Origin of the sequence: Xenophilus arseniciresistens, from assembly GCF_028023875.1 — a bacterium.
Taxonomy (GTDB): Bacteria; Pseudomonadota; Gammaproteobacteria; order Burkholderiales; family Burkholderiaceae_C; genus Xenophilus; species Xenophilus arseniciresistens.
This window is the reverse complement of the sequence record NZ_JAQIPB010000004.1, coordinates 107,259-133,976: the sequence shown is the minus strand read 5'-3', so window position 1 is coordinate 133,976 and position 26,718 is coordinate 107,259. Positions and strand designations below refer to the sequence as shown.

At 65.0% G+C, this 26,718-nt stretch carries 23 protein-coding genes and 2 tRNA genes; 21 read left to right on the top strand and 4 right to left on the bottom strand.

The window, feature by feature from the left end; genetic code table 11:
* From PGB34_RS12295 to PGB34_RS12195, 21 genes are all read left to right on the top strand, one after another.
* The coding region (locus PGB34_RS12295) for an EF-Tu C-terminal domain-related protein (RefSeq protein ID WP_456300866.1) at positions 1–117 on the top strand (117 nt) is incomplete at its 5' end.
* Positions 118–174: 57 nt separating this feature from the next.
* A tRNA-Trp gene (locus tag PGB34_RS12290) sits at positions 175–250 on the top strand.
* A gap of 111 nt (positions 251–361) precedes the next feature.
* Positions 362–745 carry a preprotein translocase subunit SecE gene (gene secE, locus PGB34_RS12285; protein WP_271428382.1) on the top strand — a complete coding sequence of 128 codons (384 nt, stop codon included), beginning with the start codon at positions 362–364 and terminating at the stop codon, positions 743–745.
* Positions 745–1,329, top strand: coding sequence for a transcription termination/antitermination protein NusG (gene nusG, locus PGB34_RS12280; protein WP_271428381.1), 585 nt, complete (start codon positions 745–747; stop codon positions 1,327–1,329). Before secE ends, nusG begins: the two co-directional genes overlap by 1 nt.
* Positions 1,330–1,469: 140 nt before the next feature.
* Entirely contained in the window at positions 1,470–1,901 is a 432-nt protein-coding gene (rplK, locus tag PGB34_RS12275) for a 50S ribosomal protein L11 (RefSeq protein WP_271428380.1), read from the top strand.
* Position 1,902: 1 nt separating this feature from the next.
* Positions 1,903–2,601 (top strand): 50S ribosomal protein L1, encoded by a 699-nt coding sequence (gene rplA / locus PGB34_RS12270; protein WP_271428379.1) that lies wholly within the window; start codon positions 1,903–1,905, stop codon positions 2,599–2,601.
* Between the two features lie 270 nt (positions 2,602–2,871).
* Complete coding sequence (rplJ, locus tag PGB34_RS12265) at positions 2,872–3,402, top strand: 50S ribosomal protein L10 (protein WP_271428378.1); 531 nt, start codon at positions 2,872–2,874, stop codon at positions 3,400–3,402.
* A 46-nt stretch (positions 3,403–3,448) separates the two neighbouring features.
* On the top strand, positions 3,449–3,823 hold the full coding sequence (gene rplL, locus PGB34_RS12260; RefSeq protein WP_225782413.1) for a 50S ribosomal protein L7/L12: 375 nt from the start codon (positions 3,449–3,451) through the stop codon (positions 3,821–3,823).
* Between the two features lie 297 nt (positions 3,824–4,120).
* A complete protein-coding gene (gene rpoB, locus PGB34_RS12255) occupies positions 4,121–8,245 on the top strand; it encodes a DNA-directed RNA polymerase subunit beta (RefSeq protein ID WP_271428377.1) in 4,125 nt (1,374 codons plus the stop codon).
* A 24-nt stretch (positions 8,246–8,269) separates the two neighbouring features.
* A complete protein-coding gene (gene rpoC / locus PGB34_RS12250; RefSeq protein ID WP_271428376.1) occupies positions 8,270–12,499 on the top strand; it encodes a DNA-directed RNA polymerase subunit beta' in 4,230 nt (1,409 codons plus the stop codon).
* 180 nt (positions 12,500–12,679) lie between these two features.
* Positions 12,680–13,324, top strand: coding sequence for a LemA family protein (locus PGB34_RS12245; protein WP_271428375.1), 645 nt, complete (start codon positions 12,680–12,682; stop codon positions 13,322–13,324).
* A 128-nt stretch (positions 13,325–13,452) separates the two neighbouring features.
* Positions 13,453–14,778: a 16S rRNA (cytosine(967)-C(5))-methyltransferase RsmB gene (rsmB, locus tag PGB34_RS12240; protein WP_271428390.1), complete on the top strand. Its 1,326-nt coding sequence runs from the start codon at positions 13,453–13,455 to the stop codon at positions 14,776–14,778.
* Positions 14,779–14,782: 4 nt separating this feature from the next.
* Entirely contained in the window at positions 14,783–15,391 is a 609-nt protein-coding gene (locus PGB34_RS12235; protein ID WP_271428374.1) for a DUF4390 domain-containing protein, read from the top strand.
* A gap of 65 nt (positions 15,392–15,456) precedes the next feature.
* Positions 15,457–17,688 (top strand): sensor histidine kinase, encoded by a 2,232-nt coding sequence (locus PGB34_RS12230; RefSeq protein ID WP_271428389.1) that lies wholly within the window; start codon positions 15,457–15,459, stop codon positions 17,686–17,688.
* 64 nt (positions 17,689–17,752) lie between these two features.
* Positions 17,753–18,448 carry a response regulator gene (locus tag PGB34_RS12225; protein WP_271428373.1) on the top strand — a complete coding sequence of 232 codons (696 nt, stop codon included), beginning with the start codon at positions 17,753–17,755 and terminating at the stop codon, positions 18,446–18,448.
* Positions 18,449–18,500: 52 nt separating this feature from the next.
* A tRNA-Phe gene (locus PGB34_RS12220) sits at positions 18,501–18,576 on the top strand.
* Positions 18,577–18,755: 179 nt separating this feature from the next.
* A complete protein-coding gene (locus tag PGB34_RS12215) occupies positions 18,756–20,069 on the top strand; it encodes a tyrosine-type recombinase/integrase (protein ID WP_271428372.1) in 1,314 nt (437 codons plus the stop codon).
* Between the two features lie 161 nt (positions 20,070–20,230).
* On the top strand, positions 20,231–20,548 hold the full coding sequence (locus PGB34_RS12210) for a helix-turn-helix domain-containing transcriptional regulator (RefSeq protein ID WP_271428388.1): 318 nt from the start codon (positions 20,231–20,233) through the stop codon (positions 20,546–20,548).
* Positions 20,549–20,581: 33 nt separating this feature from the next.
* Positions 20,582–20,905, top strand: coding sequence for a DUF2200 domain-containing protein (locus PGB34_RS12205; protein WP_271428371.1), 324 nt, complete (start codon positions 20,582–20,584; stop codon positions 20,903–20,905).
* Between the two features lie 122 nt (positions 20,906–21,027).
* Positions 21,028–21,633: a type IV toxin-antitoxin system AbiEi family antitoxin domain-containing protein gene (locus PGB34_RS12200; RefSeq protein ID WP_271428370.1), complete on the top strand. Its 606-nt coding sequence runs from the start codon at positions 21,028–21,030 to the stop codon at positions 21,631–21,633.
* Positions 21,630–22,496, top strand: coding sequence for a nucleotidyl transferase AbiEii/AbiGii toxin family protein (locus PGB34_RS12195; RefSeq protein WP_271428369.1), 867 nt, complete (start codon positions 21,630–21,632; stop codon positions 22,494–22,496). The genes PGB34_RS12200 and PGB34_RS12195 overlap by 4 nt, the downstream gene beginning before the upstream one ends.
* A 371-nt stretch (positions 22,497–22,867) precedes the next feature.
* Here the strand turns inward: PGB34_RS12195 and PGB34_RS12190 are convergent, their stop codons facing one another.
* From PGB34_RS12190 to PGB34_RS12175, 4 genes are all read right to left on the bottom strand, one after another.
* Positions 22,868–24,244 (bottom strand): DUF6035 family protein, encoded by a 1,377-nt coding sequence (locus PGB34_RS12190; RefSeq protein ID WP_456300865.1) that lies wholly within the window; start codon positions 24,242–24,244, stop codon positions 22,868–22,870.
* Between the two features lie 141 nt (positions 24,245–24,385).
* The gene (locus PGB34_RS12185) at positions 24,386–25,741 is read right to left on the bottom strand and encodes a type II toxin-antitoxin system HipA family toxin (protein ID WP_408647875.1); all 1,356 of its coding nucleotides are present in this window, start codon (positions 25,739–25,741) and stop codon (positions 24,386–24,388) included.
* A 3-nt stretch (positions 25,742–25,744) separates the two neighbouring features.
* A complete protein-coding gene (locus PGB34_RS12180; RefSeq protein WP_271428366.1) occupies positions 25,745–26,017 on the bottom strand; it encodes a helix-turn-helix domain-containing protein in 273 nt (90 codons plus the stop codon).
* Positions 26,018–26,125: 108 nt separating this feature from the next.
* Complete coding sequence (locus PGB34_RS12175; protein WP_333909029.1) at positions 26,126–26,446, bottom strand: helix-turn-helix transcriptional regulator; 321 nt, start codon at positions 26,444–26,446, stop codon at positions 26,126–26,128.
* Positions 26,447–26,718: the final 272 nt, after the last annotated feature.

Below are 26,718 nucleotides of genomic sequence, written 5' to 3'. Positions count from 1 at the left end.
GTGTCGATCACCGTCAAGCTGATCGCCCCGATTGCCATGGAAGAAGGCCTGCGCTTCGCCATCCGCGAAGGCGGTCGCACCGTGGGCGCCGGCGTGGTGGCCAAGGTCCTCGAATAAGGCTTGAAGGCGTGGCGAAGCGCGGGTGCGCTTCGCTGCGTGGATCGATGAAGCCGTAGGGGTATAGCTCAATTGGCAGAGCGTCGGTCTCCAAAACCGAAGGTTGTAGGTTCGATTCCTACTGCCCCTGCCACCTCCAAGGTGGAAAAGCATCGAAACCCAAGCCCGCCCTGATCCGGCGGGCTTCGGCGTCTGGATCGGGCGCCAGAACCCAGGCCAAGCGGCCGCAGGAATACAGCCGACGATGGCTACATCTCAAGTCGAAACGGTCAGCACCGGCGCGGACAAGGCCAAGCTGGCAGGCGCCATTGTGCTGGCGGTCGCAGCGATTGCGGCCTTTTATGCGTTGGGCTCCCGGGGCGCGCTCGTCCAGTGGGGGGTGCTGATCATCGGGCTGGCGGCTGCCGTGGGTGTGTTCGCCGTGTCCGAGGGCGGCCGTCGGCTCTGGGGCTTCGGTCGTGACGCCTGGCGTGAAGTCAAGAAGGTGGTCTGGCCGACGCGCAAGGAGTCGCTGCAGATGACGGCCTACGTCTTCGCCTTCGTGGTGGTGATGGCCATCTTCCTCTGGGTGACGGACAAGACAATCGAGTGGGTGTTCTACGACATCCTGCTGGGCTGGAGAAAGTGATGAACGACACCGTGGACACCGCCGCGTCGGCGCTGGAGCCTGCAGCCAATCCGGATCTGCGCTGGTATGTGGTCCATGCCTACTCGGGCATGGAAAAGGCTGTGGAACGCAACATCACCGAGCGCATCAACCGCGCCGGCATGCAATCCAAGTTCGGTCGCATCCTCGTGCCCAGCGAAGAAGTGGTGGACGTCAAGAACGGCCAGAAGCGCACCACCGAGCGCCGCCTCTTCCCCGGCTACGTGCTGGTCGAGATGGTGATGGACGACGAGAGCTGGCACCTGGTCAAGCACACGAGCAAGGTCACGGGCTTTGTGGGCGGCGCCAAGAACCGCCCGGCTCCGATTTCCCAGAAGGAAGTCGAGGACATCGTCAACCAGATGCAGCAAGGCACCGAGAAGCCCCGCCACAAGGTGGAGTTCATGGTTGGCGAGATCGTGCGCGTCAAGGAAGGCCCGTTCACCGACTTCAACGGCGCGGTCGAGGAAGTCAACTACGAGAAGAGCAAGGTCCGCGTGTCGGTCATGATCTTCGGTCGTGCAACCCCGGTGGAGCTGGCCTTCGCCGAGGTCGAGAAAACCTGATTCTTTTTCGTGTGTCGGCCTGTGGCCGTCACGCTTTGAGGCGCCGCTTCCCGACTCGGCAGTGCCTTGTATCTTTGAGTCGTCAACCCCGGGGAGCTGTGGCTTGATGCCGCAGCGTTAACACCCGCAAGGAGAAAAGCATGGCGAAGAAGATCGTCGGCTTCATCAAGCTGCAAGTGCCGGCTGGCAAGGCAAACCCCTCGCCACCGATCGGTCCCGCGCTGGGTCAGCGCGGCCTGAACATCATGGAGTTCTGCAAGGCGTTCAACGCCCAGACCCAGGGCGTCGAGCCCGGTCTGCCGCTGCCGGTGGTGATCACCGCCTTCGCGGACAAGAGCTTCACTTTCATCATCAAGACGCCTCCGGCGACGACGCTGATCAAGAAAGCCATCAAGCTGGACAAGGGCTCGGCCCGTCCGCACACCGACAAGGTGGGCAAGATCTCGCGCGCTCAGCTCGAAGAGATCGCAAAGACCAAGATGCCCGACCTCACGGCCGCGGATCTGGATGCTGCCGTGCGCACCATCGCCGGCTCGGCCCGCTCGATGGGCGTGAACGTGGAGGGTGTGTGAGATGGCCAAGCTGACCAAAAAAGCCAAGGCACTGGAAGGCAAGGTTGATTCGACCAAGCTGTATCCCCTGAGCGAGGCCCTGTCCATCGTCAAGGAAGCCGCCACCGCCAAGTTCGATGAGTCCATCGACGTGGCTGTGCAGCTGGGTGTGGACGCCAAGAAGTCGGACCAAGTGGTGCGTGGCGCCGTGGTGCTGCCCAACGGCACCGGCAAGACCAAGCGCGTGGCTGTGTTCGCCCAGGGTGCCAAGGCTGAGGAAGCCAAGGCCGCTGGCGCCGACATCGTCGGCATGGACGATCTGGCTGCCATGGTGAAGGCTGGTGACATGCCCTTCGACGTGGTGATCGCTGCCCCCGACGCAATGCGCGTGGTCGGTACGCTGGGCCAGATCCTGGGCCCGCGTGGCCTGATGCCCAACCCCAAGGTTGGCACCGTGACGCCCGACGTGGCCCAGGCCGTGAAGAACGCCAAGGCTGGTCAGGTGCAGTTCCGTGTCGACAAGGCCGGCATCATCCACGGCACCATCGGCCGTCGTTCGTTCGAAGCCGAGAAGCTGCAAGGCAACCTGGCTGCGCTGATCGACGCGCTGAACAAGGCCAAGCCGGCCTCGAGCAAGGGCGTGTACCTGCGCAAGGTGGCCGTGTCCTCGACGATGGGTGTGGGTGTCCGCGTGGACACGCAGACCATCTCGCAGGCCTGAGGCTGAAGTGATTGGCTCGCCAGTGTTCTGAGAAGGGCGCTGGCGGGCGAATGTGGTGGGTCGGTGCAGCGCAAGCCGCATCGGGCCATCCAAGACCGCTGGTGGATGGTTCGCCATCCTTAATCGGCATCCTCCCGCAAGGGGCACGGATGCCGGCCAGCGCAGATGGCGATCCCGCTGCAAGGAATGCGAGTTCCGAAACAGTTGGTCGCTGCATGAAGGCGCTGCCTGTGCCTTTTCGGGCCGGGCAGCATTGATAAGGAGTAGACCTTGAGTCTGAATCGCAGTGAGAAAGAAGCGGTCATCGCAGAAGTGACCGACCTCGCCGCTAAAGCTCAAACGCTCGTGATGGCGGAATACCGTGGCATCACGGTGGCTGACATGACCCGTCTGCGCAACAACGCCCGCGCCCAAGGCGTGAGCCTGAGTGTTCTGAAGAACACCCTGGCCCGCCGTGCGGTGGCTGGCAGCGCATTCGAAGTCGTCGGCGACCAGATGACCGGCCCGCTCATCTATGGCTTCTCCGAAGACGCTGTGGCCGCCGCCAAGGTGGTGGCCGACTTCGCGAAGACCAACGACAAGTTGGTGATTCGCGGTGGCGCTTTCGGTGGCAAGGCCCTGGATGCCGACGGCGTGAAGCAACTGGCGAACATCCCTTCCAAGGAAGTCCTGCTGGCCCAACTGTGTGGCCTGCTGATGTCCCCGATCTCGCGCACGGCCGTGGTGCTGGGCGCGCTGGCGGCCAAGAAGGGCGAAGGCGCTGTGGCAGAAGAGCCCGCAGCCGAAGCCGCCGCAGCCTGATCGAGCGATCAAGCGGCACACAACCCAACAGTTTTAGGAAATCAAAATGGCATTCGATAAAGACGCATTCCTGACGGCGCTGGACAGCATGACCGTCCTCGAACTCAACGACCTGGTCAAGGCCATCGAAGAGAAGTTCGGCGTGAGCGCAGCCGCCATGGCTGCTCCCGCTGCTGGCGGCGGCGCTGCTGCCCCGGCCGCTGAAGAAAAGACCGAGTTCAACGTCGTGCTGGCCGATGCCGGCGCGAACAAGGTGTCGGTCATCAAGGCCGTGCGCGAAATCACCGGCCTGGGCCTGAAGGAAGCCAAGGACCTGGTGGAAGCCGCTCCCAAGGCCGTCAAGGAAGGCCTGCCGAAGGCAGACGCCGAAGCCGCCAAGAAGAAGCTGGAAGAAGCTGGCGCCAAGGTGGAACTGAAGTAATTCAGCCTCCTTCCAAGGCTGGAAGTGCCCGCAAGGGCCTTCCAGCCTTTGCCGCTTTCAGAGCGCACCCAAAAACCGGCTCGGATGCCGGCTTTCCCGCAGACCGCAGGTCGACGGAAAACAAGATCCGAGACGGCTTTTGAGTGTCTTCTGACCCCGACTGCAGAAGACCCCTTGGTTCGGGCGATGTGCAATGCATCGCCGTCCGCCATCGGCTGGTAGTGGCCAGCCGCCAAGCAGGAACGCTGACCGCGTTGCTGACCCTAGTCGCTGATGATCTCAAGCCCCGGAGCTCTCATGGCCCAAGCATCGACCTACAGTTACACCGAACGCAAGCGCATCCGCAAAAGCTTCGGCAACCGCGACAGCGTCGTCGAAATTCCCTATCTGCTGCAGATGCAGAAGGACGCGTACACCGCCTTCCTGCAGGCCAACGTGGCACCGCAAAAACGCGCTGACGAAGGCCTGCAGGCCGCCTTCAACGCCGCCTTCCCCATCGTCTCCCACAACGGCTACGTGGAGATGAAGTTCCTGGAGTACAACCTGTCGAAGCCGGCCTTCGACGTGCGCGAATGCCAGACCCGCGGCCTGACCTTTGCCTCGGCCGTGCGCGCCAAGGTGCAATTGATCATCTATGACCGCGAGTCGTCGACCTCGCAGTCCAAGGTGGTCAAGGAAGTCAAGGAGCAAGAGGTCTACATGGGCGAAGTGCCCCTGATGACCGACAAGGGCTCCTTCATCGTCAACGGCACGGAGCGCGTGATCGTCTCGCAGCTGCACCGTTCGCCGGGCGTGTTCTTCGAGCACGACAAGGGCAAGACGCACAGCTCGGGCAAGCTGTTGTTCTCGGCCCGCGTGATCCCCTACCGCGGCTCCTGGCTGGACTTCGAATTCGACCCGAAGGACATCCTGTACTTCCGCGTCGACCGTCGCCGCAAGATGCCGGTCACGATCCTGCTCAAGGCCATCGGCCTGAACCCGGAATCGATCCTGGCGAACTTCTTCGTCAACGACAACTTCCGCCTGATGGACAGCGGCGCGCAGATGGAGTTCGTCTCCGAGCGCCTGCGCGGCGAAGTCGCGCGTTTCGACATCACCGACAAGTCGGGCAAGGTGGTGGTCGCCAAGGACAAGCGCATCACTGCGCGCCACACGCGCGAACTCGAGCAGTCGGGCACCACGCATGTGAGCGTGCCTGAAGACTTCCTGATCGGCCGCGTGCTGGCCCGCAACATCATCGACCCCGACACGGGCGAGGTGCTGGCCAAGGCCAACGACGAGCTGACCGAAGCGCTGCTCAAGAAGCTGCGCACCTCGGGCGTGCAGGACGTCCAGGCCATCTACACGAACGAACTCGACCAGGGCGCCTACATCAGCCAGACCCTGCGCATCGACGAAACCGCCGACGAGTTCGCTGCGCGCGTCGCCATCTACCGCATGATGCGCCCCGGCGAGCCGCCGACGGAAGACGCGGTGCAGGCCCTGTTCCAGCGCCTGTTCTACAACCCGGACACCTACGACCTCTCGCGCGTGGGCCGCATGAAGTTCAACGCCAAGATCGGCCGCGACGAAGCGACCGGCCCGATGGTGCTGAGCAACGAAGACATCCTGTCGGTGGTGAAGATCCTGGTGGATCTGCGCAACGGCCGCGGCGAAGTCGACGACATCGACCACCTGGGCAACCGCCGCGTGCGTTGCGTGGGCGAGCTGGCCGAGAACCAGTACCGCACCGGTCTGGCCCGCATCGAGAAGGCCGTCAAGGAACGTCTGGGCCAGGCCGAGCAAGAGCCGCTGATGCCGCATGACCTGATCAACAGCAAGCCGATCTCGGCCGCCCTGAAGGAATTCTTCGGCGCCTCGCAGCTGTCGCAGTTCATGGACCAGACCAACCCGCTGGCCGAAATCACGCACAAGCGCCGCGTCTCGGCCCTGGGCCCGGGCGGTCTGACGCGCGAGCGTGCCGGCTTCGAAGTGCGCGACGTGCACGTCACGCACTATGGCCGCGTCTGCCCGATCGAAACGCCTGAAGGCCCGAACATCGGCCTGATCAACTCGCTGGCCCTGTACGCCCGCCTCAACGAGTACGGCTTCATCGAAACGCCGTACCGTCGCGTGGTCGACGGCAAGGTGACGAGCGAGATCGACTACCTGTCGGCCATCGAGGAAGGCAAGTACGTCATCGCCCAGGCCAACGCGCAGCTCGACAAGGACGGCAAGCTCACGGGCGACCTGGTGTCGGCCCGTGAAGCCGGCGAATCCATCCTGGTCAGCGCCGAACGCATCCAGTACATGGACGTGTCGCCCGCGCAGATCGTGTCGGTGGCCGCCTCGCTGGTGCCCTTCCTGGAGCACGACGATGCGAACCGCGCACTGATGGGCGCCAACATGTCGCGTCAGGCCGTGCCCGTGCTGCGTCCGGAAAAGCCTTTCGTGGGCACCGGCATCGAGCGCGTGGCCGCCGTGGACTCGGGCACCGTCGTCACCGCCACCCGTGGCGGTGTGGTGGACTACGTGGATGCCACCCGCGTGGTGGTGCGCGTGAACGATGCGGAAGCGCAGGCCGGCGAAGTGGGTGTGGACATCTACAACCTCATCAAGTACCAGCGTTCCAACCAGAACACCAACATCCACCAGCGTCCGATCGTCAAGCGCGGCGACAAGATCGCTAAGGGCGACGTGATCGCCGACGGCGCCTCGACCGACCTGGGCGAGATCGCCATCGGCCAGAACATGCTGATCGGCTTCATGCCCTGGAACGGCTACAACTTCGAAGACTCGATCCTGATCTCCGAACGCGTGGTGGCCGACGACCGCTACACCTCGATCCACATCGAGGAGCTGGTGGTGATGGCCCGCGACACGAAGCTGGGCGCCGAAGAAATCACGCGCGACATCCCGAACCTGGCCGAGCAGCAGCTCAACCGCCTGGATGAGTCCGGCATCATCTACGTGGGCGCCGAAGTGCAACCCGGCGACACGCTGGTGGGCAAGGTCACGCCCAAGGGTGAGACCACGCTGACGCCTGAAGAGAAGCTGCTGCGCGCCATCTTCGGCGAGAAGGCTTCCGACGTGAAGGACACCTCGCTGCGCGTGGACCAGGGCTCTTCGGGCACCGTCATCGACGTGCAGGTCTTCACGCGCGAAGGCATTCAGCGCGACAAGCGCGCCCAGCAGATCATCGACGATGAACTCAAGCGCTTCCGCCTGGACCTGAACGACCAGCTGCGCATCGTCGAGGCCGACGCCTTCGACCGCATCGAGAAGCTGCTGACCGGCAAGACCGCCAACGGCGGCCCGAACAAGCTGGCCAAGGGCAGCAAGATCGACAAGGCCTACCTGTCGTCGGTGGAGAAGTTCCACTGGTTCGACATCCGTCCGGCCGAAGACGAAGTCGCCGCCCAGCTCGAATCGATCAAGAATTCGATCGAGCAGCAGCGCCACAGCTTCGACCTGGCTTTCGAAGAAAAGCGCAAGAAGCTCACGCAGGGCGACGAGCTGCCCGCGGGCGTGCTCAAGATGGTCAAGGTCTACCTGGCCGTCAAGCGCCGCCTGCAGCCTGGCGACAAGATGGCCGGCCGTCACGGCAACAAGGGTGTGGTGTCCAAGATCGTTCCGGTCGAGGACATGCCCCACATGGCCGACGGCACGCCGTGCGACATCTGCTTGAACCCGCTGGGCGTGCCCTCGCGGATGAACGTGGGCCAGGTGCTGGAAGTGCACCTGGGCTGGGCCGGCAAGGGCATCGGCCAGCGCATCGGCGACCTGCTGCAGCAGGAAGCCAAGGTGGCTGAGCTGCGCCAGTTCCTGGACCAGTTCTACAACAGCACGGGCCGCAAGGAAAAGCTGGAACAGCTGACCGACACCGAAGTACTGGAGATGGCGCACAACCTGCAAAGCGGTGTGCCCTTCGCCACGCCGGTGTTCGACGGTGCCTCGGAAGAGGAAATCCGCGCGATGCTGAAGCTGGCCTTCCCGGACGAGATCGCCAAGGCCAAGGGCCTGACCGAGACGCGCACGCAGGCGTACCTGATCGACGGCCGCACGGGTGAGCCCTTCGACCGCCCGACCACTGTGGGCTACATGCACTTCCTGAAGCTGCATCACCTGGTGGACGACAAGATGCACGCCCGCTCCACCGGCCCGTACTCGCTGGTCACGCAGCAGCCGCTGGGCGGCAAGGCGCAGTTCGGCGGTCAGCGTTTCGGGGAAATGGAAGTGTGGGCGCTGGAAGCCTATGGCGCTTCCTACGTGCTGCAGGAAATGCTCACCGTCAAGTCCGACGACGTGCAGGGCCGCACCAAGGTGTACGAAAACATCGTCAAGGGCGAACACGCCATCGAAGCCGGCATGCCGGAGTCGTTCAACGTGCTGGTCAAGGAAATCCGTTCGCTGGGTCTCGACATCGAGCTCGAGCGTTCGTAATCAGGAAGAAGAGGAAAGAGTCTTATGAAGTCGCTACTCGACCTGTTCAAGCAATTCACGCCTGATGAGCATTTCGATGCCATCAAGATCGGCATGGCTTCGCCCGAGAAGATCCGCTCGTGGTCTTTCGGCGAGGTGAAGAAGCCCGAGACCATCAACTACCGGACTTTCAAGCCCGAGCGCGATGGCCTGTTCTGCGCCAAGATCTTCGGCCCCATCAAGGACTACGAGTGCCTGTGCGGCAAGTACAAGCGCCTGAAGCACCGCGGTGTGATCTGCGAGAAGTGCGGCGTTGAAGTCACGCAGACCAAGGTGCGCCGCGAGCGCATGGGCCACATCGACCTGGCCGCGCCCTGCGCCCACATCTGGTTCCTGAAGTCGCTGCCGTCGCGTCTGGGCCTGGTGCTCGACATGACGCTGCGCGACATCGAGCGCGTGCTGTATTTCGAAGCCTACGTGGTGACCGACCCCGGCATGACCCCGCTGAAGAAGTTCAGCATCATGACCGAGGACGACTACGACGCGAAGCGCACCGAATACGGTGACGAGTTCATCGCCAAGATGGGCGCCGAGGGCATCAAGGACCTGCTGGAAAGCATCGAGCTCGACACCGAGATCGAGCGCCTGCGCGGCGACCTGACCGGCTCCGAAGTCAAGGTCAAGAAGAACTCCAAGCGCCTGAAGGTGCTGGAAGCCTTCCGCAAGTCGGGCATCAAGCCCGAGTGGATGGTGCTGAACGTGCTGCCCGTGCTGCCGCCGGACCTGCGTCCGCTGGTGCCGCTGGACGGCGGCCGCTTCGCCACCTCCGACCTGAACGACCTGTACCGCCGCGTCATCAACCGCAACTCGCGTCTGCGCCGCCTGCTGGAGCTGAAGGCTCCGGAAATCATCGCGCGCAACGAAAAGCGGATGCTGCAGGAAGCCGTCGATTCGCTGCTGGACAACGGCCGCCGTGGCAAGGCCATGACGGGCGCGAACAAGCGCGCCCTGAAATCGCTGGCCGACATGATCAAGGGCAAGAGCGGCCGCTTCCGCCAGAACCTGCTGGGCAAGCGCGTCGACTACTCGGGCCGTTCCGTGATCACCGTGGGCCCGACGCTCAAGCTGCACCAGTGCGGCCTGCCCAAGCTGATGGCCCTGGAGCTGTTCAAGCCTTTCATCTTCTCGCGCCTGGAAGCCATGGGCATCGCCACCACCATCAAGGCGGCGAAGAAGGAAGTGGAATCGGGCACGCCCGTGGTCTGGGACATCCTGGAAGAGGTGATCAAGGAGCACCCGGTTCTGCTGAACCGCGCGCCCACGCTGCACCGTCTGGGCATCCAGGCCTTCGAGCCGATCCTGATCGAAGGCAAGGCCATCCAGCTGCACCCGCTGGTTTGCGCGGCCTTCAACGCCGACTTCGACGGCGACCAGATGGCTGTCCACGTGCCGCTGTCGGTGGAAGCGCAGATGGAAGCCCGCACGCTGATGCTGGCCTCCAACAACGTGCTGTTCCCGGCCTCCGGCGAGCCCTCCATCGTGCCTTCGCAGGACGTGGTGCTGGGCCTGTACTACACCACCCGCGACCGCATCAACGGCAAGGGTGAAGGCCTGGTGTTCTCCGACCTGGGTGAAGTGCAGCGCGCGCTCGACGCGGGCGTGGTCGAGCTGACCTCCAAGGTGGCGGTTCGCATCACCGAGTGGAACAAGAACAAGGACAGCAACGAGTGGGAGCCCTCGACCTCGCTGGTGGACACCACCGTCGGTCGTGCCCTGCTGTCGGAGATCCTGCCCAAGGGGCTGGCCTTCTCCAACATGAACAAGGCCCTGAAGAAGAAGGAGATCAGCAAGCTGATCAACGCCTCCTTCCGCAAGTGCGGCCTGAAGGAGACCGTGGTCTTCGCCGACAAGCTGCTGCAAAACGGCTTCCGCCTGGCCACCAAGGCCGGTATCTCCATCGCCATCGACGACATGCTGGTGCCGCCGGAGAAGCAGAAGATCATCGACGACGCTTCGCGCGAAGTGAAGGAGATCGAGCAGCAGTACGTCTCGGGTCTGGTGACCTCGGGCGAGCGCTACAACAAGGTCGTGGACATCTGGGGCCGTGCGGGTGACGCCGTCTCCAAGGTGATGATGGCCCAGCTGTCCAAGCAGAAGGTCATCGACCGCAACGGCAAGGAAGTGGACCAGGAGTCCTTCAACTCCATCTACATGATGGCCGATTCGGGCGCCCGCGGCTCCGCGGCGCAGATCCGCCAGGTGGCCGGCATGCGCGGCCTGATGGCCAAGCCCGACGGCTCGATCATCGAGACGCCCATCACGGCCAACTTCCGCGAAGGCCTGAACGTGCTGGAGTACTTCATCTCCACCCACGGTGCCCGCAAGGGCCTGGCCGACACGGCACTGAAGACGGCGAACTCGGGTTACCTGACCCGCCGTCTGGTGGACGTGACGCAGGATCTGGTGGTGACCGAGAACGATTGCGGCACGGCTGACGGCACGCACATGCGCGCCATCGTCGAAGGCGGTGAAGTCATCGAATCGCTGCGCGACCGCATCCTGGGCCGTACCGCGGCCGAGGACGTGCTGCACCCCGAGAACCGCTCCGTGGTGCTCGAGGCCGGCGCGATGCTGGACGAAGACGCCATCGAAGTGCTGGAAACGGCCGGCGTGGACGAAGTGAAGGTGCGCACGGCCCTGACCTGCGGCACGCGCTTCGGTCTGTGCGCCAAGTGCTATGGCCGCGACCTGGGCCGCGGCGGTCTGGTGAACGTGGGTGAGGCCGTGGGCGTGATCGCTGCACAGTCCATCGGCGAACCCGGCACGCAGCTGACCATGCGTACCTTCCACATCGGTGGTGCGGCTTCGCGCGCGGCTGTGGCCTCCAGCGTGGAAGCCAAGTCCAACGGCGTGATCGGCTTCAACGCCACGATGCGCTACGTGACCAACAGCAAGGGCGAGCTGGTCGTGATCGCGCGTTCGGGCGAGATCGTGATCCAGGACGAACACGGCCGCGAGCGCGAGCGCCACAAGGTGCCGTACGGCGCCACGCTGACGGTGAAGGCCGACCAGCAGATCAAGGCCGGCCACGTGCTGGCCAACTGGGATCCGCTGACCCGCCCGATCATCACGGAGTTCGCCGGTCAGGTGCGCTTCGAGAACGTCGAGGAAGGCGTCACGGTGGCCAAGCAGGTCGACGAAGTGACCGGTCTGTCCACGCTGGTGGTGATCGATCCCAAGCGTCGTGGTGCAGCCAAGGTCGTGCGTCCGCAGGTCAAGCTGCTCGACGCCGAGGGCAAGGAAGTCAAGATCCCCGGCACCGACCACTCGGTGACCATCGGCTTCCAGGTTGGCGCGCTGATCCAGGTGCGTGACGGTCAGGACGTGGGCCCCGGCGAAGTGCTGGCCCGCATCCCGATGGAAGGCCAGAAGACCCGCGACATCACCGGCGGTCTGCCGCGCGTGGCCGAACTGTTCGAGGCGCGTTCGCCCAAGGACAAGGGCCTGCTGGCAGAAATGACCGGCACGGTGTCCTTCGGCAAGGAGACCAAGGGCAAGATCCGCCTGCAGATCACCGACCCCGAAGGCAAGGTCTGGGAAGAGCTCGTGCCCAAGGAAAAGAACATCCTGGTGCACGAAGGCCAGGTGGTGAACAAGGGCGAATCCGTGGTCGACGGCCCGGCCGATCCGCAGGACATCCTGCGCCTGCTGGGTTCGGAAGAACTCGCGCGCTACATCGTGGACGAAGTCCAGGACGTGTACCGTCTGCAGGGCGTGAAGATCAACGACAAGCACATCGAGGTGATCGTTCGCCAGATGCTGCGCCGCGTCGTGGTCGAGAACGCCGGCGATTCGGGCTACATCCAGGGCGAGCAGGTCGAGCGTTCGGAAATGCTCGACACCAACGACCGCCTGCGCTCGGAGGACAAGATCCCCGCCACGTACACCAACCTGCTGCTGGGCATCACCAAGGCCTCGCTGTCCACGGATTCGTTCATCTCCGCGGCTTCCTTCCAGGAAACCACGCGCGTGCTGACCGAAGCCGCCATCATGGGCAAGCGCGACGAGCTGCGCGGCCTGAAGGAAAACGTGATCGTGGGTCGTCTGATCCCCGCCGGCACGGGCCTGGCCTACCACCAGGCACGCAAGGCCAAGGACGCGATGGACGAGGCCGAGCGCCGCGCGATCGCCGACGCGGAAGCCGCCGAGCTGGCAGCCTCCGCCGATCCGGAAGCCGCTGCGACCGTCACCAGCGAAGGTGCGGACGCCGAGTGAAAGGCGCCCGGCGTCATGCTGACGCCGCCTGAGCAAAGCCGTGCATGAACGGCCTTTCAACGCCCTCCTTCCGGGTCACCGGAGGAGGGCGTTGCCACATGCACGCCGGGTGCAGGCGGGCGCGAGGAACAGGCGAACAAGAAGACGTTGGGTGTGCCATTGACCGAGGAGGGCAGGGAAATGAAGGCGTGGATCGAATCGCTGCTGATGTGGGGCCTGGCGGCCGTGCTGCTGTTCTGGTTCGTGGGGGCCCACAACCGGCTGGTGCGGCTGCGCTCGGCCGCCGTGCAGGCCTATGGCGCGCTCGACGCGCTGGTGATGCGCCAGATCGACTATGTGCAGGGCCAGGTGGCGCTCCAGCAGCAGGCGCTGGCCGGGCAGCTGAAGGCCGAGCCGGGCGACGCGCCGCCGCCGCAAGGCGCATGGACCCGCGCCGAGCTGGGTTCCATGCAGGCCGCCAACGCCCAGTTGCTGGCCATGCTGGATGCCACCCGCGCCCGGCCCCTCGAGCCCGAGGCCATGGCCGCGCTGCGCACCGCCTTGCATGTGATGCTGGGCGCGTGGGAGCGGCTGCATCCCGAATCGGTCATCGCCTTCGCGGCCGACGGCACCTTGTCCAGGCCCGCGCCCTTGCTGCCGGCGGGCGGGCGTTCGAGCAGCGACGAGGTCGTGCCGCTGGGCTGGCCCGAACCCACGGCGCTCATCGAGATCAAGCGCGCCCAGTTCAACAACGCCGTGGCGCAATACAACGCGGCCATCTCGCAGTTCCCGGCCGCCCTGCTGGCCTGGGTCTTTCGCTGGCGCGCTGCCGCGCCGCTGTACTGACGCGCCGTCGGCCTTCGCCAGTCCCTGAAGGGCGTGCGCCCATATGCGGCGGCGCAGCACGCAGCGCTTAACATTCCCACATCTTGTCCGAAGCTTCCGTCCCGGGCGTTCATTCGCCTTCATCTCCCCTGGCCCCCCCGTTGTGGCAGCAGTTGCAGCAGGCCGCCGGCGTGCTGGCGGCCGTGCGCGGCGGCAGCTCTGCCACGGCCGCACTGGAGCGTGTCGATGCCGGCCTGCGCCCTGGCGTGCAGGCCCTGGTCTTTCAGGCGCTGCGCTGGTGGGGCCGTGGCGAGGCGCTGCGCCGCCGACTGGCCGCGCGCACGCCGCCGCCCGCCGCCGATGCCCTGCTGTGCGCTGCCCTGGCCCTGGGCTGGGACCCGGCGCTGTCGCCCTATGAGCCCTTCACCCTGGTCGACCAGACGGTGGAGGCCGCCAAGCGCCAGCCCGGCACGCGCGCGCAGGCCAGTTTCATCAATGCCTGCCTGCGCCGTTTTCTGCGCGAGCGCGAAGAGCTGCTGGCCGCCACCGCCCATGAGCCCGTGGCCCTGTGGAACCACCCGCGCTGGTGGATCGAGCGCGTGCGAAAGGACCACCCCCGGGCCTGGCAGCGCGTGCTCGAAGCCGACAACGGCGCCGCGCCGCTGACGCTGCGCATCAACGCGCGGCGCACGCGTGTGGACGCCTACCTGCCCGCGCTGGCCGCACAGGGCATCGCGGCGCGGCGCGTGGCTGAATCGGGTCTGCAACTGGCGCAGGCCCGGCCGGTGCAGCGCCTGCCGGGCTTCGATGCGGGCGAATTCTCGGTGCAGGATGCGGCGGCGCAACTGGCCGCACCGCTGCTGCTCGAAGGCCTGCAGAGCGCGCAGCCCGGCGCGCCGCTGCGCCTGCTCGATGCCTGCGCCGCACCCGGCGGCAAGACGGCCCATCTGCTCGAGCGCGTGCAGGGCCCGGCCGAAGTGCTGGCCCTGGAGGTCGATGCGCAGCGCGCGCGCCGCATCGACGACACGCTGGGCCGCCTGGGCCTGAGCGCGCAGGTGAAGGTGGCCGACGCCGCGCGCACGCAGGACTGGTGGGACGGCCGCTTCTTCGACGGCGTGCTGCTGGATGCGCCCTGCACGGCGTCGGGCATCGTGCGCCGCCATCCCGACGTGCGCTGGCTGCGCCGCGAAAGCGATGTGCAGCAACTGGCCGTGCAGCAGTCGATGCTGCTGGAGGCCCTGTGGCCCACGGTGCGGCCTGGTGGGCGCCTGCTGTACTGCACCTGTTCGGTGTTCCGTGAAGAGGGCGAGCAGCAGATCGAAGCGTTTCTTGCGCGCAACAGCAGGGCCCGCCTGCTGCCTTCGCCCGGCCATTTGCTGCCCCAGGGCGGCGGTGGCGCGCGCGGCCTCCCGGACAATGCATTGGGTGAGCACGACGGCTTCTTCTACGCCCTGCTGCAAAAGCCACCCGCCTGAAGGCATGGATTTGCAGCGCCGGCGCCTTCTGAGCATGGGCCTGGGTCTGGGCGCGGCTTTGCTGCTGCCCGCGCAGGGCGCGCAGGCGCAGGATGCCGTGCTGGCCCAGATGCGGCTGGAGCGCACGGGCGACGAGCTCTACCTCAGCGCGGTGCTGCGCCTGGCCTTGCCCGAGGCGGTGCAGGACGTGCTCGACAAGGGCATCGCGCTGCACTTCGTGGCCGAGGCCGAAATCATCCGCGAACGCTGGTACTGGCTGAACCAGCGCGTGGCGCACGGCACGCGGCACATGCGGCTGGCCTACCAGCCGCTCACGCGGCGCTGGCGGCTCAGCGTCTCGCCCGTGCCCATCTCCAGCGCCGTGGCCGGCGTCACGCTGAACCAGAACTTCGACACCCTGCAGCAGGCGCTGGACGCCGTGGGCCGCATCGGCCGCCTGCGCCTGGGCGATGCGCGCGAGATCGGCGAGGAGCGCGAGCAGCCCGTCGTGTTCCGCTTCCGGCTCGACACCTCGCAACTGCCGCGGCCCTTCCAGATCGGGCTGATGGGGCAGTCGGGCTGGGACCTGGCCGTGGAGCAGTCGGCGCGGCTGCAGGTGGAGGTCCAGCCTTGAGCAGCGCGCTCGCCCCGCGTCGTTCGCGAGGCGTGCGCTGGGGTGTGGGCGTGGGCATTGCCACCATGGCCGGCATCGGCCTGGTGCTGATCTTCATGCTGGCCCAGGCCACCAACAACCGCGCGCTCTACGAACGCAACTACGCGCGGCTGTTCACCCTCAACATGGTCGTGGCCGGTCTGCTGATGCTGGTCATCGGCTGGATGGCGCTGCGGCTGTGGCGCCGGCTGCGCCAGGGCAAGTTCGGCAGCCGGCTGCTGGTCAAGCTGGCGGCCATCTTCGCGCTGGTGGGCGTGGTGCCGGGCATCCTGGTCTACACGGTGTCCTACCAGTTCGTCTCGCGCTCCATCGAAAGCTGGTTCGACGTGAAGGTGGAAGGCGCGCTGGATGCGGGCCTGAACCTGGGGCGCGCCACGCTCGATTCACTGACCGACGACCTGGCCAACAAGGCGCGCGTGGCGGGCATCCAGATGTCGCAGGTGCCCGATGCCGGCGCCGCGCTGGCGCTGGATCGGCTGCGCGCGCAGCTGGGCGCGAGCAACGCCGTGCTCTGGAGCTCCAATGGGCAGCTCATCGCCATGGCCGGTTCCTCGCGCTTCGAGCTCACGCCCGACCGGCCCGGCCTGCAGCAGTTGCGGCAGGTGCGCGTGGACCGCGCGCTGGCCTTCGTCGAAGGGCTCGATGAGGCCGCCACGCCCGGCGGCCCGTCGGTGATGCCCAGCATCAAGGCGCTGGCCCAGGTGCCGCGCCCGGGTTTCGAACTGGTGGGCAGCGAGCCGCGCTATCTGCAGATCAGCCAGCCGCTGCCTTCGGCCGTGGTCAGCAATGCGCTGGCCGTGCAGGAGGCCAACCGCGAATACCAGGAGCGCGCCGTGGCGCGCGAAGGCCTGAGGCGCATGTACATCGGCACCCTGACGCTGTGCCTGTTCCTGGCCGTGTTCGGGGCGGTGCTGCTGGCGGTGCTGTTCGGCAACCAGCTCGCGCGCCCGCTGCTGGTGCTGGCCGAAGGGGTGCGCCAGGTGGCCGCAGGCGACCTGCGGCCCACGCCCGTCTTTCAGGGGCGCGACGAGCTGGGCGGCCTCACGCGATCCTTCGCCGACATGACGCAGCAGCTGGCCGATGCACGCATGGCAGTGGAGCGCAGCCTGCGCGAACTGGACGCTGCGCGCGCCAACCTGCAGACCATCCAGGACAACCTCACGGCAGGCGTGATGGTGCTCGATTCGGGCGGCGCGATCATGTCGACCAACCCCGGCGCCACGCGCGTGCTGCGCGCGCCCGTGGCCGCCTTCGAGGGCAAGCCGCTGGCCGAAGTGCCGGGCCTGGCCGAGTTTGCGCTGGCGGTGCAGCAGCGCTTCGAAGACTTCGAGTCCGACGCTGCCCAGCATGGCCTGGACCATTGGCAGCACGCCTTCGAACTGCACGCCCGCGGCGGCGGTGTGGCCCACGACGCGGTGAGCATCGTGGCGCGCGGCGCCCGCCTGCCCGGCGCCCTTCGGCTGCTGGTGCTGGACGACATCTCCGAAATCGTCTCGGCCCAGCGCGCGCAGGCCTGGGGCGAGGTGGCGCGCCGGCTGGCGCACGAGATCAAGAATCCGCTCACGCCCATCCAGCTCTCGGCCGAGCGCCTGGCCATGAAGCTCGCAGGCAAGCTGGACTCTCCTGAAGAGGCCGTGCTCAGCAAGTCGGTGCGCACCATCGTCGATCAGGTCGACGCGATGAAGCGGCTGGTCAATGAATTCCGCGACTACGCGCGCCTGCCCGCCGCCGAACTCAAGCCCGTGGACCTCAACGCCCTGGTCAGCGACGTGCTGCAGCTCTATGGCAGCGAGAACGCCAAGGTCCCCGTGCAGGCCGAACTGGACCCGCGCTGCCCACCCATCCTGGGCGATGCGCAGCAGCTGCGGCAGGTGATTCACAACCTGTTGCAAAACGCGCAGGACGCCACCGAGGGCATGGCGCAGGCCCCGAATCTGCCGCCCGTGCTCATTCGCACCCGCATGTCCGACTCGGGCCAGCGCGTGCGGCTGATCGTGCAGGACAGCGGCCCGGGCTTCGCGGACCCCATTCTCAAGCGGGCTTTCGAGCCTTACGTCACAACCAAGAGCAAAGGCACCGGCCTGGGACTGGCCGTGGTCAAGAAAATTGCGGACGAGCATGGCGCCCGTGTGGAACTGAACAACCGCATGGGTGACGGGCATGTGGCCGGCGCGCAAGTCTCGCTATCATTTGCCGCGACAGGGGATCGCCGCGCCGGCCCTGCGGGCCCGGACGGCGGCACAACCCCGGCGAGCTGAGTGGGCGCGAACCCCTGCCGGTGACGCGCACAGGCAGACGCACAGCAAGGAACTAACTTCATTCATGGCAAACATCCTCGTGGTCGACGACGAGTTGGGCATTCGTGACCTGCTCTTCGAAATCCTCAACGACGAAGGCCACAACGTCGAGCTGGCGGAGAACGCCTCGGAAGCACGCGCCGCCCGCCAGCGCGCCCGACCCGATCTGGTGCTGCTCGACATCTGGATGCCCGACACCGACGGCGTGACGCTGCTCAAGGAGTGGTCGGCCGCCAACCTGCTGGGCATGCCCGTGATCATGATGAGCGGCCACGCCACCATCGACACGGCCGTGGAGGCCACGCGTATCGGCGCCTTCGCGTTCCTTGAAAAACCCATCACGCTGCAGAAGCTGCTGAAGTCGGTGGAGCAGGGCCTGGCGCGTGAAGACGCGCGCCGTGCCGCGGCCGCCGTGGTGCCACCCACCCAGAGCTTCACGCCCGTGGTCACCAGCGGCAGTGCCAGCCTGCTTGCGGCGCTGCCGCCCGTCACGGCTGTTCAGGAGGTGGGCCCGCAATCGCAGCAGAGCTTCGACCTGGACCGACCGCTGCGCGAGGCGCGCGATGGTTTCGAGAAGGCCTACTTCGAATACCACCTCGCGATGGAGAACGGCTCCATGACCCGCGTGGCCGAGAAGACGGGCCTGGAGCGCACCCACCTCTACAGAAAACTCAAACAATTGGGCGTGGACCTCTCGCGCGGCCGCAAAAACGCCATATAATGCGAGGCTCCGCTGATGATGCTGACGCAGAACTCAGAGGAGAAAGCCAAAAGGCCCGGTAGCTCAGTTGGTAGAGCAGCGGATTGAAAATCCGCGTGTCGATGGTTCGATTCCGTCCCAGGCCACCATCCCTTCTACGCCTAGTCCCTCCCGACTAGGCGTTTTTGTTTGTGCGACAAGGACTTAGCTCCGAAATCTCGCTCACAACGTCCCAACTTGTTCCGTTACATCCCCGATTTGCCCGTACCCCGCACCGTCCCCTAGAGTGATCCCATGAAAAACGCCCCTCGGGGGTACGGGGTACGAGATGGGACTGCTGAGCGAGACGCAAATCAAGGCGACCAAGCCGGGGCCGAAGGAGTTCTTCCTCAACGATGGCGACAACCTGTTCCTGCGCGTGCGCAGCAATGGGAAGGCATGGATCTACCGCTACGACAAGGACGGAAAGACCATCAAGCTCGGGCTCGGGCCATACCCCGCCGTGACGCTGGCGCAGGCGCGCGCCAAGGCCTACGAGGCCAGCAGCGTGCGCGCGAGCGGACAGGACCTCAAGGAAGTGCGTCGGCAGCGCGAAGAGCAGGAGCGTGTTGCGGCGCTGAACACCTTCGCACTGCTGGCGCGCGCCTGGGTCGCTAGCGCCAGGAAGGACAGGCAATGGTCGAGCGGTTATGCCGACAAGGTCATCCGGCACCTGGAGATCCACGCCTTCCCCTGGGTTGGTGACCGGCCCATCGAGAAAATTGCCCCGACCGAAATCGTGCGATGCCTGCACCGCATCAAGGACCGCGGCAACTTGGAGACTGCGCAGCGCGTCCGCGAGGCGGTGCAGCACGTGTACCAGTACGCGGTGGACGTTGGTGCCCTGGAGCCGGCCAGGAACTTCGTCAATAAGAACACCGGCGGCCTGCCGGCGCCACGCAGCCGGCACTACGCCGCCATCACCGATCCCGCGCAACTCGGGCAGTTGCTGCGTGACATCCGCGACTACAACGGTGCCTTCATCACGCGCTGCGCGCTACGGCTGGCACCGATGATCTTCCAGCGCCCTGGCCAGTTGCGCCTTGCCGAATGGGAGGACATCCATCTCGATGATGAGCTGTGGCGTTGCCCGCCCGAGAAGATGAAGCTGCGCGAATGGCAGAAGCGCGACAGCCGCACGCCGGCGCATCTGGTGCCGCTGCCGCGGCAGGCGATGGAAATCCTTCGGGACTTGCATCCGCTGACGGGCCCGGTGGGGCCGATCTTCCGCAGCATGTCGCGCCGTTCGGAGAAGAGTCGCTACATCAGCGACAACACCATCAACGCGGCCTTGCGCACGATGGGCTACGACACGAAGGAGCAGATCACCGGCCACGGCTTCCGCGCCACCGCGCGGACCATGATCCGGGAGTACCTGGGCTGGGACCCGGACGTCATCGAGCGCCACCTGGCGCACGTGTCGGACGAGGAACTGGGCGGCAGCTACGACCGCGCGGTCTTCCTGGTCCAGCGCAAGACGATGGTGCAGCAGTGGGCCGATTTCCTGGATGACCTAGAGGCGGGGAAGATGCCTCTGCAGGATGAGGCGGACAGCGTGCTGCGCTTTACCCAACCCAGAACCAAGCAGGCCCATCCTGCCTGATTTCGCAGGGACATTTCAACTCAGTACGGCGCCGCCAAGGTGGAGACGATGTGGACATCGGCAACGCTTGTTTCGGTGACTTGAATTTTCTTCGTTTATAAACGAGGATGAATTCCTACCGAATCGAACAGTACCTGACGGCGGGCGACGGAAATCGGACGATGAGAAGCAGACCCCATGACGACGCGATGGCCGAGCTGTACCGCAGCGAGCCGGCGCTCGCGCTCGAAGTCATCAACAGCATCCTGGCCGACGGAGACCAGGCCGAGCTGATGATTGTGCTGCGTCAGCTCGCGCAGGCCGTGGGCGGCGTGCAGGTGATTGCCGGGCAGGCGCACCTGAACCCGACGCAGCTTTACCGCACGTTGTCGCCAAAGGGCAATCCTGCCCTGAGCAGCCTGACCGCCATCCTCAAGGCGATGGGTCTGCGGCTCGCGGTGCAGCCGCTCACCCCAACCACACTGGCGCACGCGGCTTGAGGAATGGTGATGGCCGAGCATCGAATTTTCACCATGGCGTTCTCCAAGGTGTACCCGATGTACGTTCAGAAAGCGCAACGCAAGAACCGCAGCAAGGACGAGGTGGACCGGATCATCCGCTGGCTGACGGGCTATGACCAGGCGGGGCTGGAGTGGCACATCGGCCAGCACAGCGACTTTGCAACCTTCTTCGCCGAGGCGCCCGCCATCCATCCGAATGTGTCGCTCATCAAGGGCGTCGTGTGCGGCGTTCGCGTGGAGGACGTGCCGGACCCGCTGATGCAGAAAATCCGGTACCTGGACAAGCTGATCGACGAACTTGCCAAAGGCAAGACGATGGACAAGATTCTGCGGTGACGTCCTGAGCTTGCGAGCGGTCATCGCGCTGCACGAGGCCCGTCTCCACGGCTTGTCGTTGGAATGTTCCGTAATCTCGTTAGATATTTGAATTCGACGACAAAATGGAACATACTCGGGTCATGCTGCCCGACAGCCACGCTCAGCGCGTTCTCGACCTGCTTGCCCGAAAGGGGGTGCTGCGCTCCAGCGACCTGGATGCCGTTGAGGCACCTCGGGTGGTCCTCTCGCGCATGACTGCCGCGGGCCAACTGGAGCGGGTCGGACGTGGCCTGTATCGCCTGCCCGAGTCCCCGGGGTCCGAACACGAGAGCCTGGCAACCGTCGCTGCCCGGGTTCCTCGGGCCGTGTTCTGTCTGCTCACGGCGCTGCAGTTCCACGAACTGACCACGCAACTGCCGCGCCAGGTATGGATTGCCATGCCGCGCGGCAGCCATGTGCCGCGGCTCGACTATCCCCCCGTCAGGATGATTCAGTTTTCGGGCGAGGCCTACACGGCCGGCGTCGAGGTGGTGGTGCGCGACCAGGTCCCGCTGCGCGTCTACGGCGTGGCCAAGACCGTGGCCGACTGTTTCAAGCATCGCCACAAGATCGGGCTGGATGTGGCCCTGGAGGCGCTGAGGGATGCCTGGACGCAGAAGAAGGCCACGGCAGACGAGCTCTGGCACTACGCCGAGATCTGTCGCGTCGCCAACGTGATGCGCCCGTATCTGGAGGCCATCGGATGAACAAGGATCTTGCGGCCTCAGTGCGAGCACGTCTGCTGAACATCGCCAAGGCGCAGGGCGTGGACTTCAACCAGGTGCTGGTGCGCTTCGCGCTGGAGCGCATGCTGTACCGGCTCGGGCAGTCCGCGCATGCCGATCGCTTTCTGCTCAAGGGCGCCTTGCTCTTCACACTCTGGTACGACATGCCGCACCGGGCGACGCGCGATGCCGACCTGCTCGGGTTCGGCGCGAGCGACCTGGCGTCGGTGACGGAGGTCTTCCGCGACATCGCCGGCATGGCGGTGGACGATGGCATCCGTTTCGATCCGGCGTCGGTCAAGGCGGAGGAGATCCGCAAAGATGCCGGCTATGCCGGGGCACGCGTCCTGATCGCTGCGGACATTGCCAAGGCTCGGTGCAAGACACAGATCGATGTCGGCTTCGGTGACGCGGTCACGCCCGGCCCGGTGGATGCGGTCTACCCGGTGTTGATCGCCGACCTGCCGGCACCGCACCTGCGCACCTATCCGGTGTACACCGTCGTTGCAGAGAAGCTGCATGCGATTGCCATCTTGGGCATGACCAACACCCGACTCAAGGACTATCTGGATCTGTCGGTGCTGCTGAGCCGTGAGACCCTGGACGCGGACATGCTGGCAAAGGCCATTGCCGCGACCTTCGCGCGGCGGGCAACAATGGTGCCGCGCTCGCCTCCCGTGGGATTGAGCGACCAGTTCGCGAACGATCCGTCGCGCCAGGCGCTGTGGCAGACGTTCCTTCGGAAGAACGATATGGACCCGAGGCCATTGGCAGACGTCATTACGGGGCTGCGTGCCGGGTTGGCGCCAGCGATGCTGCGGGCGGCAGCCCAGGGCGCTGCCTGACCGACTGCTCTGAATGGCGTGAGGTCAGGGGGCTGCGACGCGTCTCACCCGGGCGCCCGATGCGCTCTGCTGAACTTCGCAGTTCGTCAGCGGACGGAAGCCCGAGGGATCGCCAATCCACGCTTGCAGGGCTTCCCGGCGCCACCCTTCGCTAGTCCGCCGAGCGACGTCTGAGTGGAACTCGCCGGTGACGCGCCGGTAGATGCTGGAGTGACTCAGGGCCGTGAGCGGATCACGTCGTTGAGGCAATAGAAGGCCGGCCGGCTCGGGATTTTGCGAAGCGGTCGTAGCGTCCTTGGCCTATGACATGGCTGACCAGCACTCCCCATAGCCTTCAGACTGGTTCTTACAGCAATGCGTGCTCAAACTCGTCACTCGCCGGTCTGTCGGGGCAACGGGGCGAGTTCTGGGAACAGCCACTCGAAAAGCTGCCTATGCGTCTCGTCAACGTCGTAACGAGTGTCCCTGTTCTTCATCGCCTGCTTGTAGCGCTTGACTTTGATTGCCCATTTCCCGCTTTGGTCCTGCTCTGCGAGGAGCGGGCCGCGTTCGAAGACCTCGAGTGCTCGGCGGAACCAGCGAAGATATCTTGGGTACGACTCGACCACGTAGTGCGCGACCTCGATGAAGTGCCGCCGTCGGATGCCGATGGGCTTGCCGTGCTTGGCCGAGTAGAAGACATTCAGCATGGCCACCGGCAAGTGCCGCGATTGCTCTCTCCCATATGCGGCTAGACAAGTTTCTTGCAGCATCCCCCAATCGTTCCAATGAATGGGCGAGCTTTCAGGGAACCGCCAAACGTCGTCTTCTTGTTCCTCCTGTGAAGACTTTCGGCTGGCCAATTCCAGCCACCATTCCTCAAAATAGGCTGGCCAGTTCCGACGCTCTTCCGCCAAGTCCGCTTGGAGTTGGGTCTTCAGTCCTTGATGGTCAAAGTAGTAGGCCTGCTGACGCTCGGTGTCGAGCGTTAACTGAGAGAAAGAAATACGCGCGTGGCCTAAGGTTGGCGCGATATGTGGCAGCGCAGGCTCGGCCCACGTGCAGTCCATGAGAAAGTCATTGGCAGCAACTGACGCGTCTCTTGTGCCCTTGGAAACGACGAACGCGTTCTGGTTGTTGAGGAAGAACAGGTCGTCCTGCGTTAGCCGGCGGCGCTCATCGTCAAAGCGTGCAAATACCCAAATGACGAGGCCTCCCTCTTTCTGATAGAAGGACCATCGCTCGGCGATGACATCCAGGAACGTGGTGGAGAGCTGGACCTCGAAGGCGATCTTTAGTTCTCCATACATTGCGCTGACATCGGGCTTGCGCCATGCCCCTGTGATAGGCCCTGTCCATCGGGCCTCCTGCGCGATGTCCGTGAACAGTCCACTCGCCCGAAGGGAGTCTGCAAGCCACTGCTTCATCTCGCGATGGAGAAAGCTTTCCTTTGCGCCGTTGTACTTGCGTGCGTTGATATCGGATTGAGAGAGTTCCCCACGAGTGACGGCGCTACAGCGGCCGTCTTCCACCAAGTGCCGGAAGAAAAAGCGCCGTGATTCTTTACGTGACACCAAGGAAACCGGGACAAAACACTCCGGACACAGGTACTTCGCTCGGTCTTCCTTAATTAAGCGCTTTACGTCGAAGCGAAGCTGCATGACCGTAGCCTCATCCGAGGTGAGCAAGGCGCCGGTGTGCACTTCGACGCATGCTTCCGAGTCAAAGACTATTGGGATGGCAGGGGCCTCGACACTGAAGCTATGCATTGCACAAAATTCCCAAGAAGTCATGTGCGCAATTTACTGCCAGGTCATCAAAGCCTGCGCACGCAGATGCAAGCCAGCGTGCCAATTTGGGGTGGTTCGCTGCTGGGAAGCATCGTTGACTGAGCCGCACTTCGCTGGGGTTCAGTCCTGGCCTGCGAGCTTGTTCGCGGCATCCCGCAAGCCATCCAGGATGCCGTCGGCTACCTGCTCGGGGAAGTCTGCCGGCAACTTTGCCCGCACCGCAGCCACCACCCCGGGCGTTCGTGCAATCAGGTCATCCAGGATGAACTGAACCTCTCGACCGTCCTCGGTCATGATGCCGTGGCGAGTGCCCAAGGCGAGCCAGTGCCGGCGCAAGATGTCCCGCATCTTCCAGTGTGCGTTTTTGGAACGCACGGCCATGGCCATCTTGGCCTTGAACGGTGAAATCTTCCCCGGTCCCTCGCCATGCACCGGATAGGCCGACAGCACGTCGTAAAGCGGCGTGAGCTGGTACCGCCCGCCCGGCCGCAAGAACAGGCTGAAGTTCTTGGCGTGGCCGTCCGTGGCGCACAGCATCCAAAACAGCACTTGAGCTTGGAAGAAGGTACGGCGATCCTGCTCCCGCGCCATCGAACCCTCCAGCACGTCCAGGATGCGATCCATGCCCGGACCGCCATCGGCTTCGTACTTCGCTTCCGAAGGAGTGCCGGTGGCTTGGCACAGGTCTTCCTGCGGAAGGCGAACGAGACGGCGGTCGCTTGCAGGACTATCCCACCAGGCCCGGTCGAAGCGCTCGACCACCAGCGCCTTCATGTCCTCGAACTGCATGGGCATGCAGGCCGCCACGGGCAGGCCGAACTCCCGCAGGATCAGCGCGCACAGCCACTCGTTCTCGACGGAGTTGCGCATGTCGATCTTCATTCCGCCGATCAGCCCCAGGGGCAACTTGAGGATGTGCGTGGTGGGCGTGCTCCCCCGGGGCAGGCACCACTGCCCGTCGTGATGGAGCAGCGCGGTCTTTTCCTGCGCGCCCGCAATGGAGATCCGGAAATCGTCGTTGGTGGCCGTCATGCCCAGGGTGTTCGGGGTCGTGGTGCCACGCAAGACTTCGGCGACCTGCGCTTCGCTCAGGGGCTCGGCTTGCAGGGGGGCGAGTCCTGTCGATGCTTGGCCATGGGGCAGGATTTCCAGCGCGCCCACGCAGTCGCGGCCGATCTCGGCCAACAGGTCGAAGGCGTCGGTGGAGCCCGTGCGGTAGCGGCGGGCGATCCGTTCACGGATGTCCTTGCTGTCGGGCAGCAGGTTCTCGAAGTAGGCGCGGACCTTGTCGCCGCGGTGAGGCGCGTTGCCCGGGGTGAAGGGCAGGGACAAAGACAGCGCGCGCCCTTGTTCCGATTGAGTCCACGCGGGGTCGTATTGCAGCGTGTCCGGTGCGTTCGGGGCCAGGCTCCAGGTGCCGACGACGGCGCCGTTCATCCAGAGACCCAGGGAGCGCTTGTGCGAGCGGCGTCCCATGGCTCACCAGCTTGGCTTGTCGGTGGAGGGCTTGCCTGATGCGGGCGCGGCGTCGGGGACCGGCTTGTCGAGCACCATCTCGACGCCGAGAATGCCCAATAGCTTCAGCAACCGCGCCGCGCCGATGTTCTCGGCGTTGCGCTCCAGCGCCGAATAGGTCTGCTGGGTCACGCCCAAGCGCAAGGCCACGTCGCTCTGTGTGAGCCCGGTCTCTTTGCGGAAAGCTTGCAGCAGGGCGGGCAGCTGATCTGCCGTGCGCACCGTGAATCCAGGCATACAAACCCCAGACTGTATTTGAAATTTACGCATTATAAGCAGTAAATATGTTTTACAGTTTTTGATTTGTATTCTGTGAAGGGTGAGCCAAGTCACGTGGTGCGGGTGTTACTTCGTCCTCGCATGGGCTGCGGGCTGGCCTGAAGCTAAGGAGACATGGCGGACATGGGCGCCTGACGAGGTGCGCTGCACTTCGCAGGTGGTCAGTGGGCGAAACCCCGACGGGTCACTGATCCATGCCTTCAGGGCTTCCCGGCGCCAGCCAGTCGCTCGTCCGCCGAGCGACACCTGCGGAGGGAACTCGCCGGCAGCGATGCGCCGGTAGATGCTGGACCGGCTCAGGGCCGTGATGCGGACGACGTCGGCCAGGCGGTAGAAGGCCGGTTCGGGCTCGGGCAAGGCTGTCGTGGTGTCCTGGACATGCGGCATGGGTTGCACCTTCGTGAGCGTTCCTGATGCTGCAAGACTGCTCCTTCTCGCAAGAGTGGCAAACCCGCTGCAGCGTCGTCGGGCGTAATAGGGCGTGCCCGGCCGATGTCGTATCACTGTCACGCCATGAGATATGCCTGCGTTCCGCCGTCGGGCTCACGGGCTGCGTCCTGCGCTTCGTGCCAATCGCGACCATAGGGCTGATCCCCGACGCCTCCGGCCCCCTGCGGAGCACGGGGTCTGCGCGCTGCGCTGTCCGTCCGCGCCTTCGT

Bases quoted from the DNA above. Each gene is read 5' to 3' on its own strand.
- rplK (WP_271428380.1), top strand. From the start codon at position 1,470: ATGGCGAAGAAGATCGTCGGCTTCATCAAGCTGCAAGTGCCGGCTGGC.
- secE (WP_271428382.1), top strand. From the start codon at position 362: ATGGCTACATCTCAAGTCGAAACGGTCAGCACCGGCGCGGACAAGGCC.
- PGB34_RS12190 (WP_456300865.1), bottom strand. From the start codon at position 24,244: ATGCATAGCTTCAGTGTCGAGGCCCCTGCCATCCCAATAGTCTTTGAC.
- rpoC (WP_271428376.1), top strand. From the start codon at position 8,270: ATGAAGTCGCTACTCGACCTGTTCAAGCAATTCACGCCTGATGAGCAT.
- PGB34_RS12185 (WP_408647875.1), bottom strand. From the start codon at position 25,741: ATGGGACGCCGCTCGCACAAGCGCTCCCTGGGTCTCTGGATGAACGGC.
- PGB34_RS12205 (WP_271428371.1), top strand. From the start codon at position 20,582: ATGGCGTTCTCCAAGGTGTACCCGATGTACGTTCAGAAAGCGCAACGC.
- PGB34_RS12175 (WP_333909029.1), bottom strand. From the start codon at position 26,446: ATGCCGCATGTCCAGGACACCACGACAGCCTTGCCCGAGCCCGAACCG.
- PGB34_RS12245 (WP_271428375.1), top strand. From the start codon at position 12,680: ATGAAGGCGTGGATCGAATCGCTGCTGATGTGGGGCCTGGCGGCCGTG.
- PGB34_RS12235 (WP_271428374.1), top strand. From the start codon at position 14,783: ATGGATTTGCAGCGCCGGCGCCTTCTGAGCATGGGCCTGGGTCTGGGC.
- PGB34_RS12195 (WP_271428369.1), top strand. From the start codon at position 21,630: ATGAACAAGGATCTTGCGGCCTCAGTGCGAGCACGTCTGCTGAACATC.
- PGB34_RS12215 (WP_271428372.1), top strand. From the start codon at position 18,756: ATGGGACTGCTGAGCGAGACGCAAATCAAGGCGACCAAGCCGGGGCCG.
- PGB34_RS12230 (WP_271428389.1), top strand. From the start codon at position 15,457: ATGGCCGGCATCGGCCTGGTGCTGATCTTCATGCTGGCCCAGGCCACC.
- PGB34_RS12210 (WP_271428388.1), top strand. From the start codon at position 20,231: ATGAGAAGCAGACCCCATGACGACGCGATGGCCGAGCTGTACCGCAGC.
- rpoB (WP_271428377.1), top strand. From the start codon at position 4,121: ATGGCCCAAGCATCGACCTACAGTTACACCGAACGCAAGCGCATCCGC.
- rplA (WP_271428379.1), top strand. From the start codon at position 1,903: ATGGCCAAGCTGACCAAAAAAGCCAAGGCACTGGAAGGCAAGGTTGAT.
- rplL (WP_225782413.1), top strand. From the start codon at position 3,449: ATGGCATTCGATAAAGACGCATTCCTGACGGCGCTGGACAGCATGACC.
- PGB34_RS12200 (WP_271428370.1), top strand. From the start codon at position 21,028: ATGCTGCCCGACAGCCACGCTCAGCGCGTTCTCGACCTGCTTGCCCGA.
- PGB34_RS12180 (WP_271428366.1), bottom strand. From the start codon at position 26,017: ATGCCTGGATTCACGGTGCGCACGGCAGATCAGCTGCCCGCCCTGCTG.
- nusG (WP_271428381.1), top strand. From the start codon at position 745: ATGAACGACACCGTGGACACCGCCGCGTCGGCGCTGGAGCCTGCAGCC.
- PGB34_RS12225 (WP_271428373.1), top strand. From the start codon at position 17,753: ATGGCAAACATCCTCGTGGTCGACGACGAGTTGGGCATTCGTGACCTG.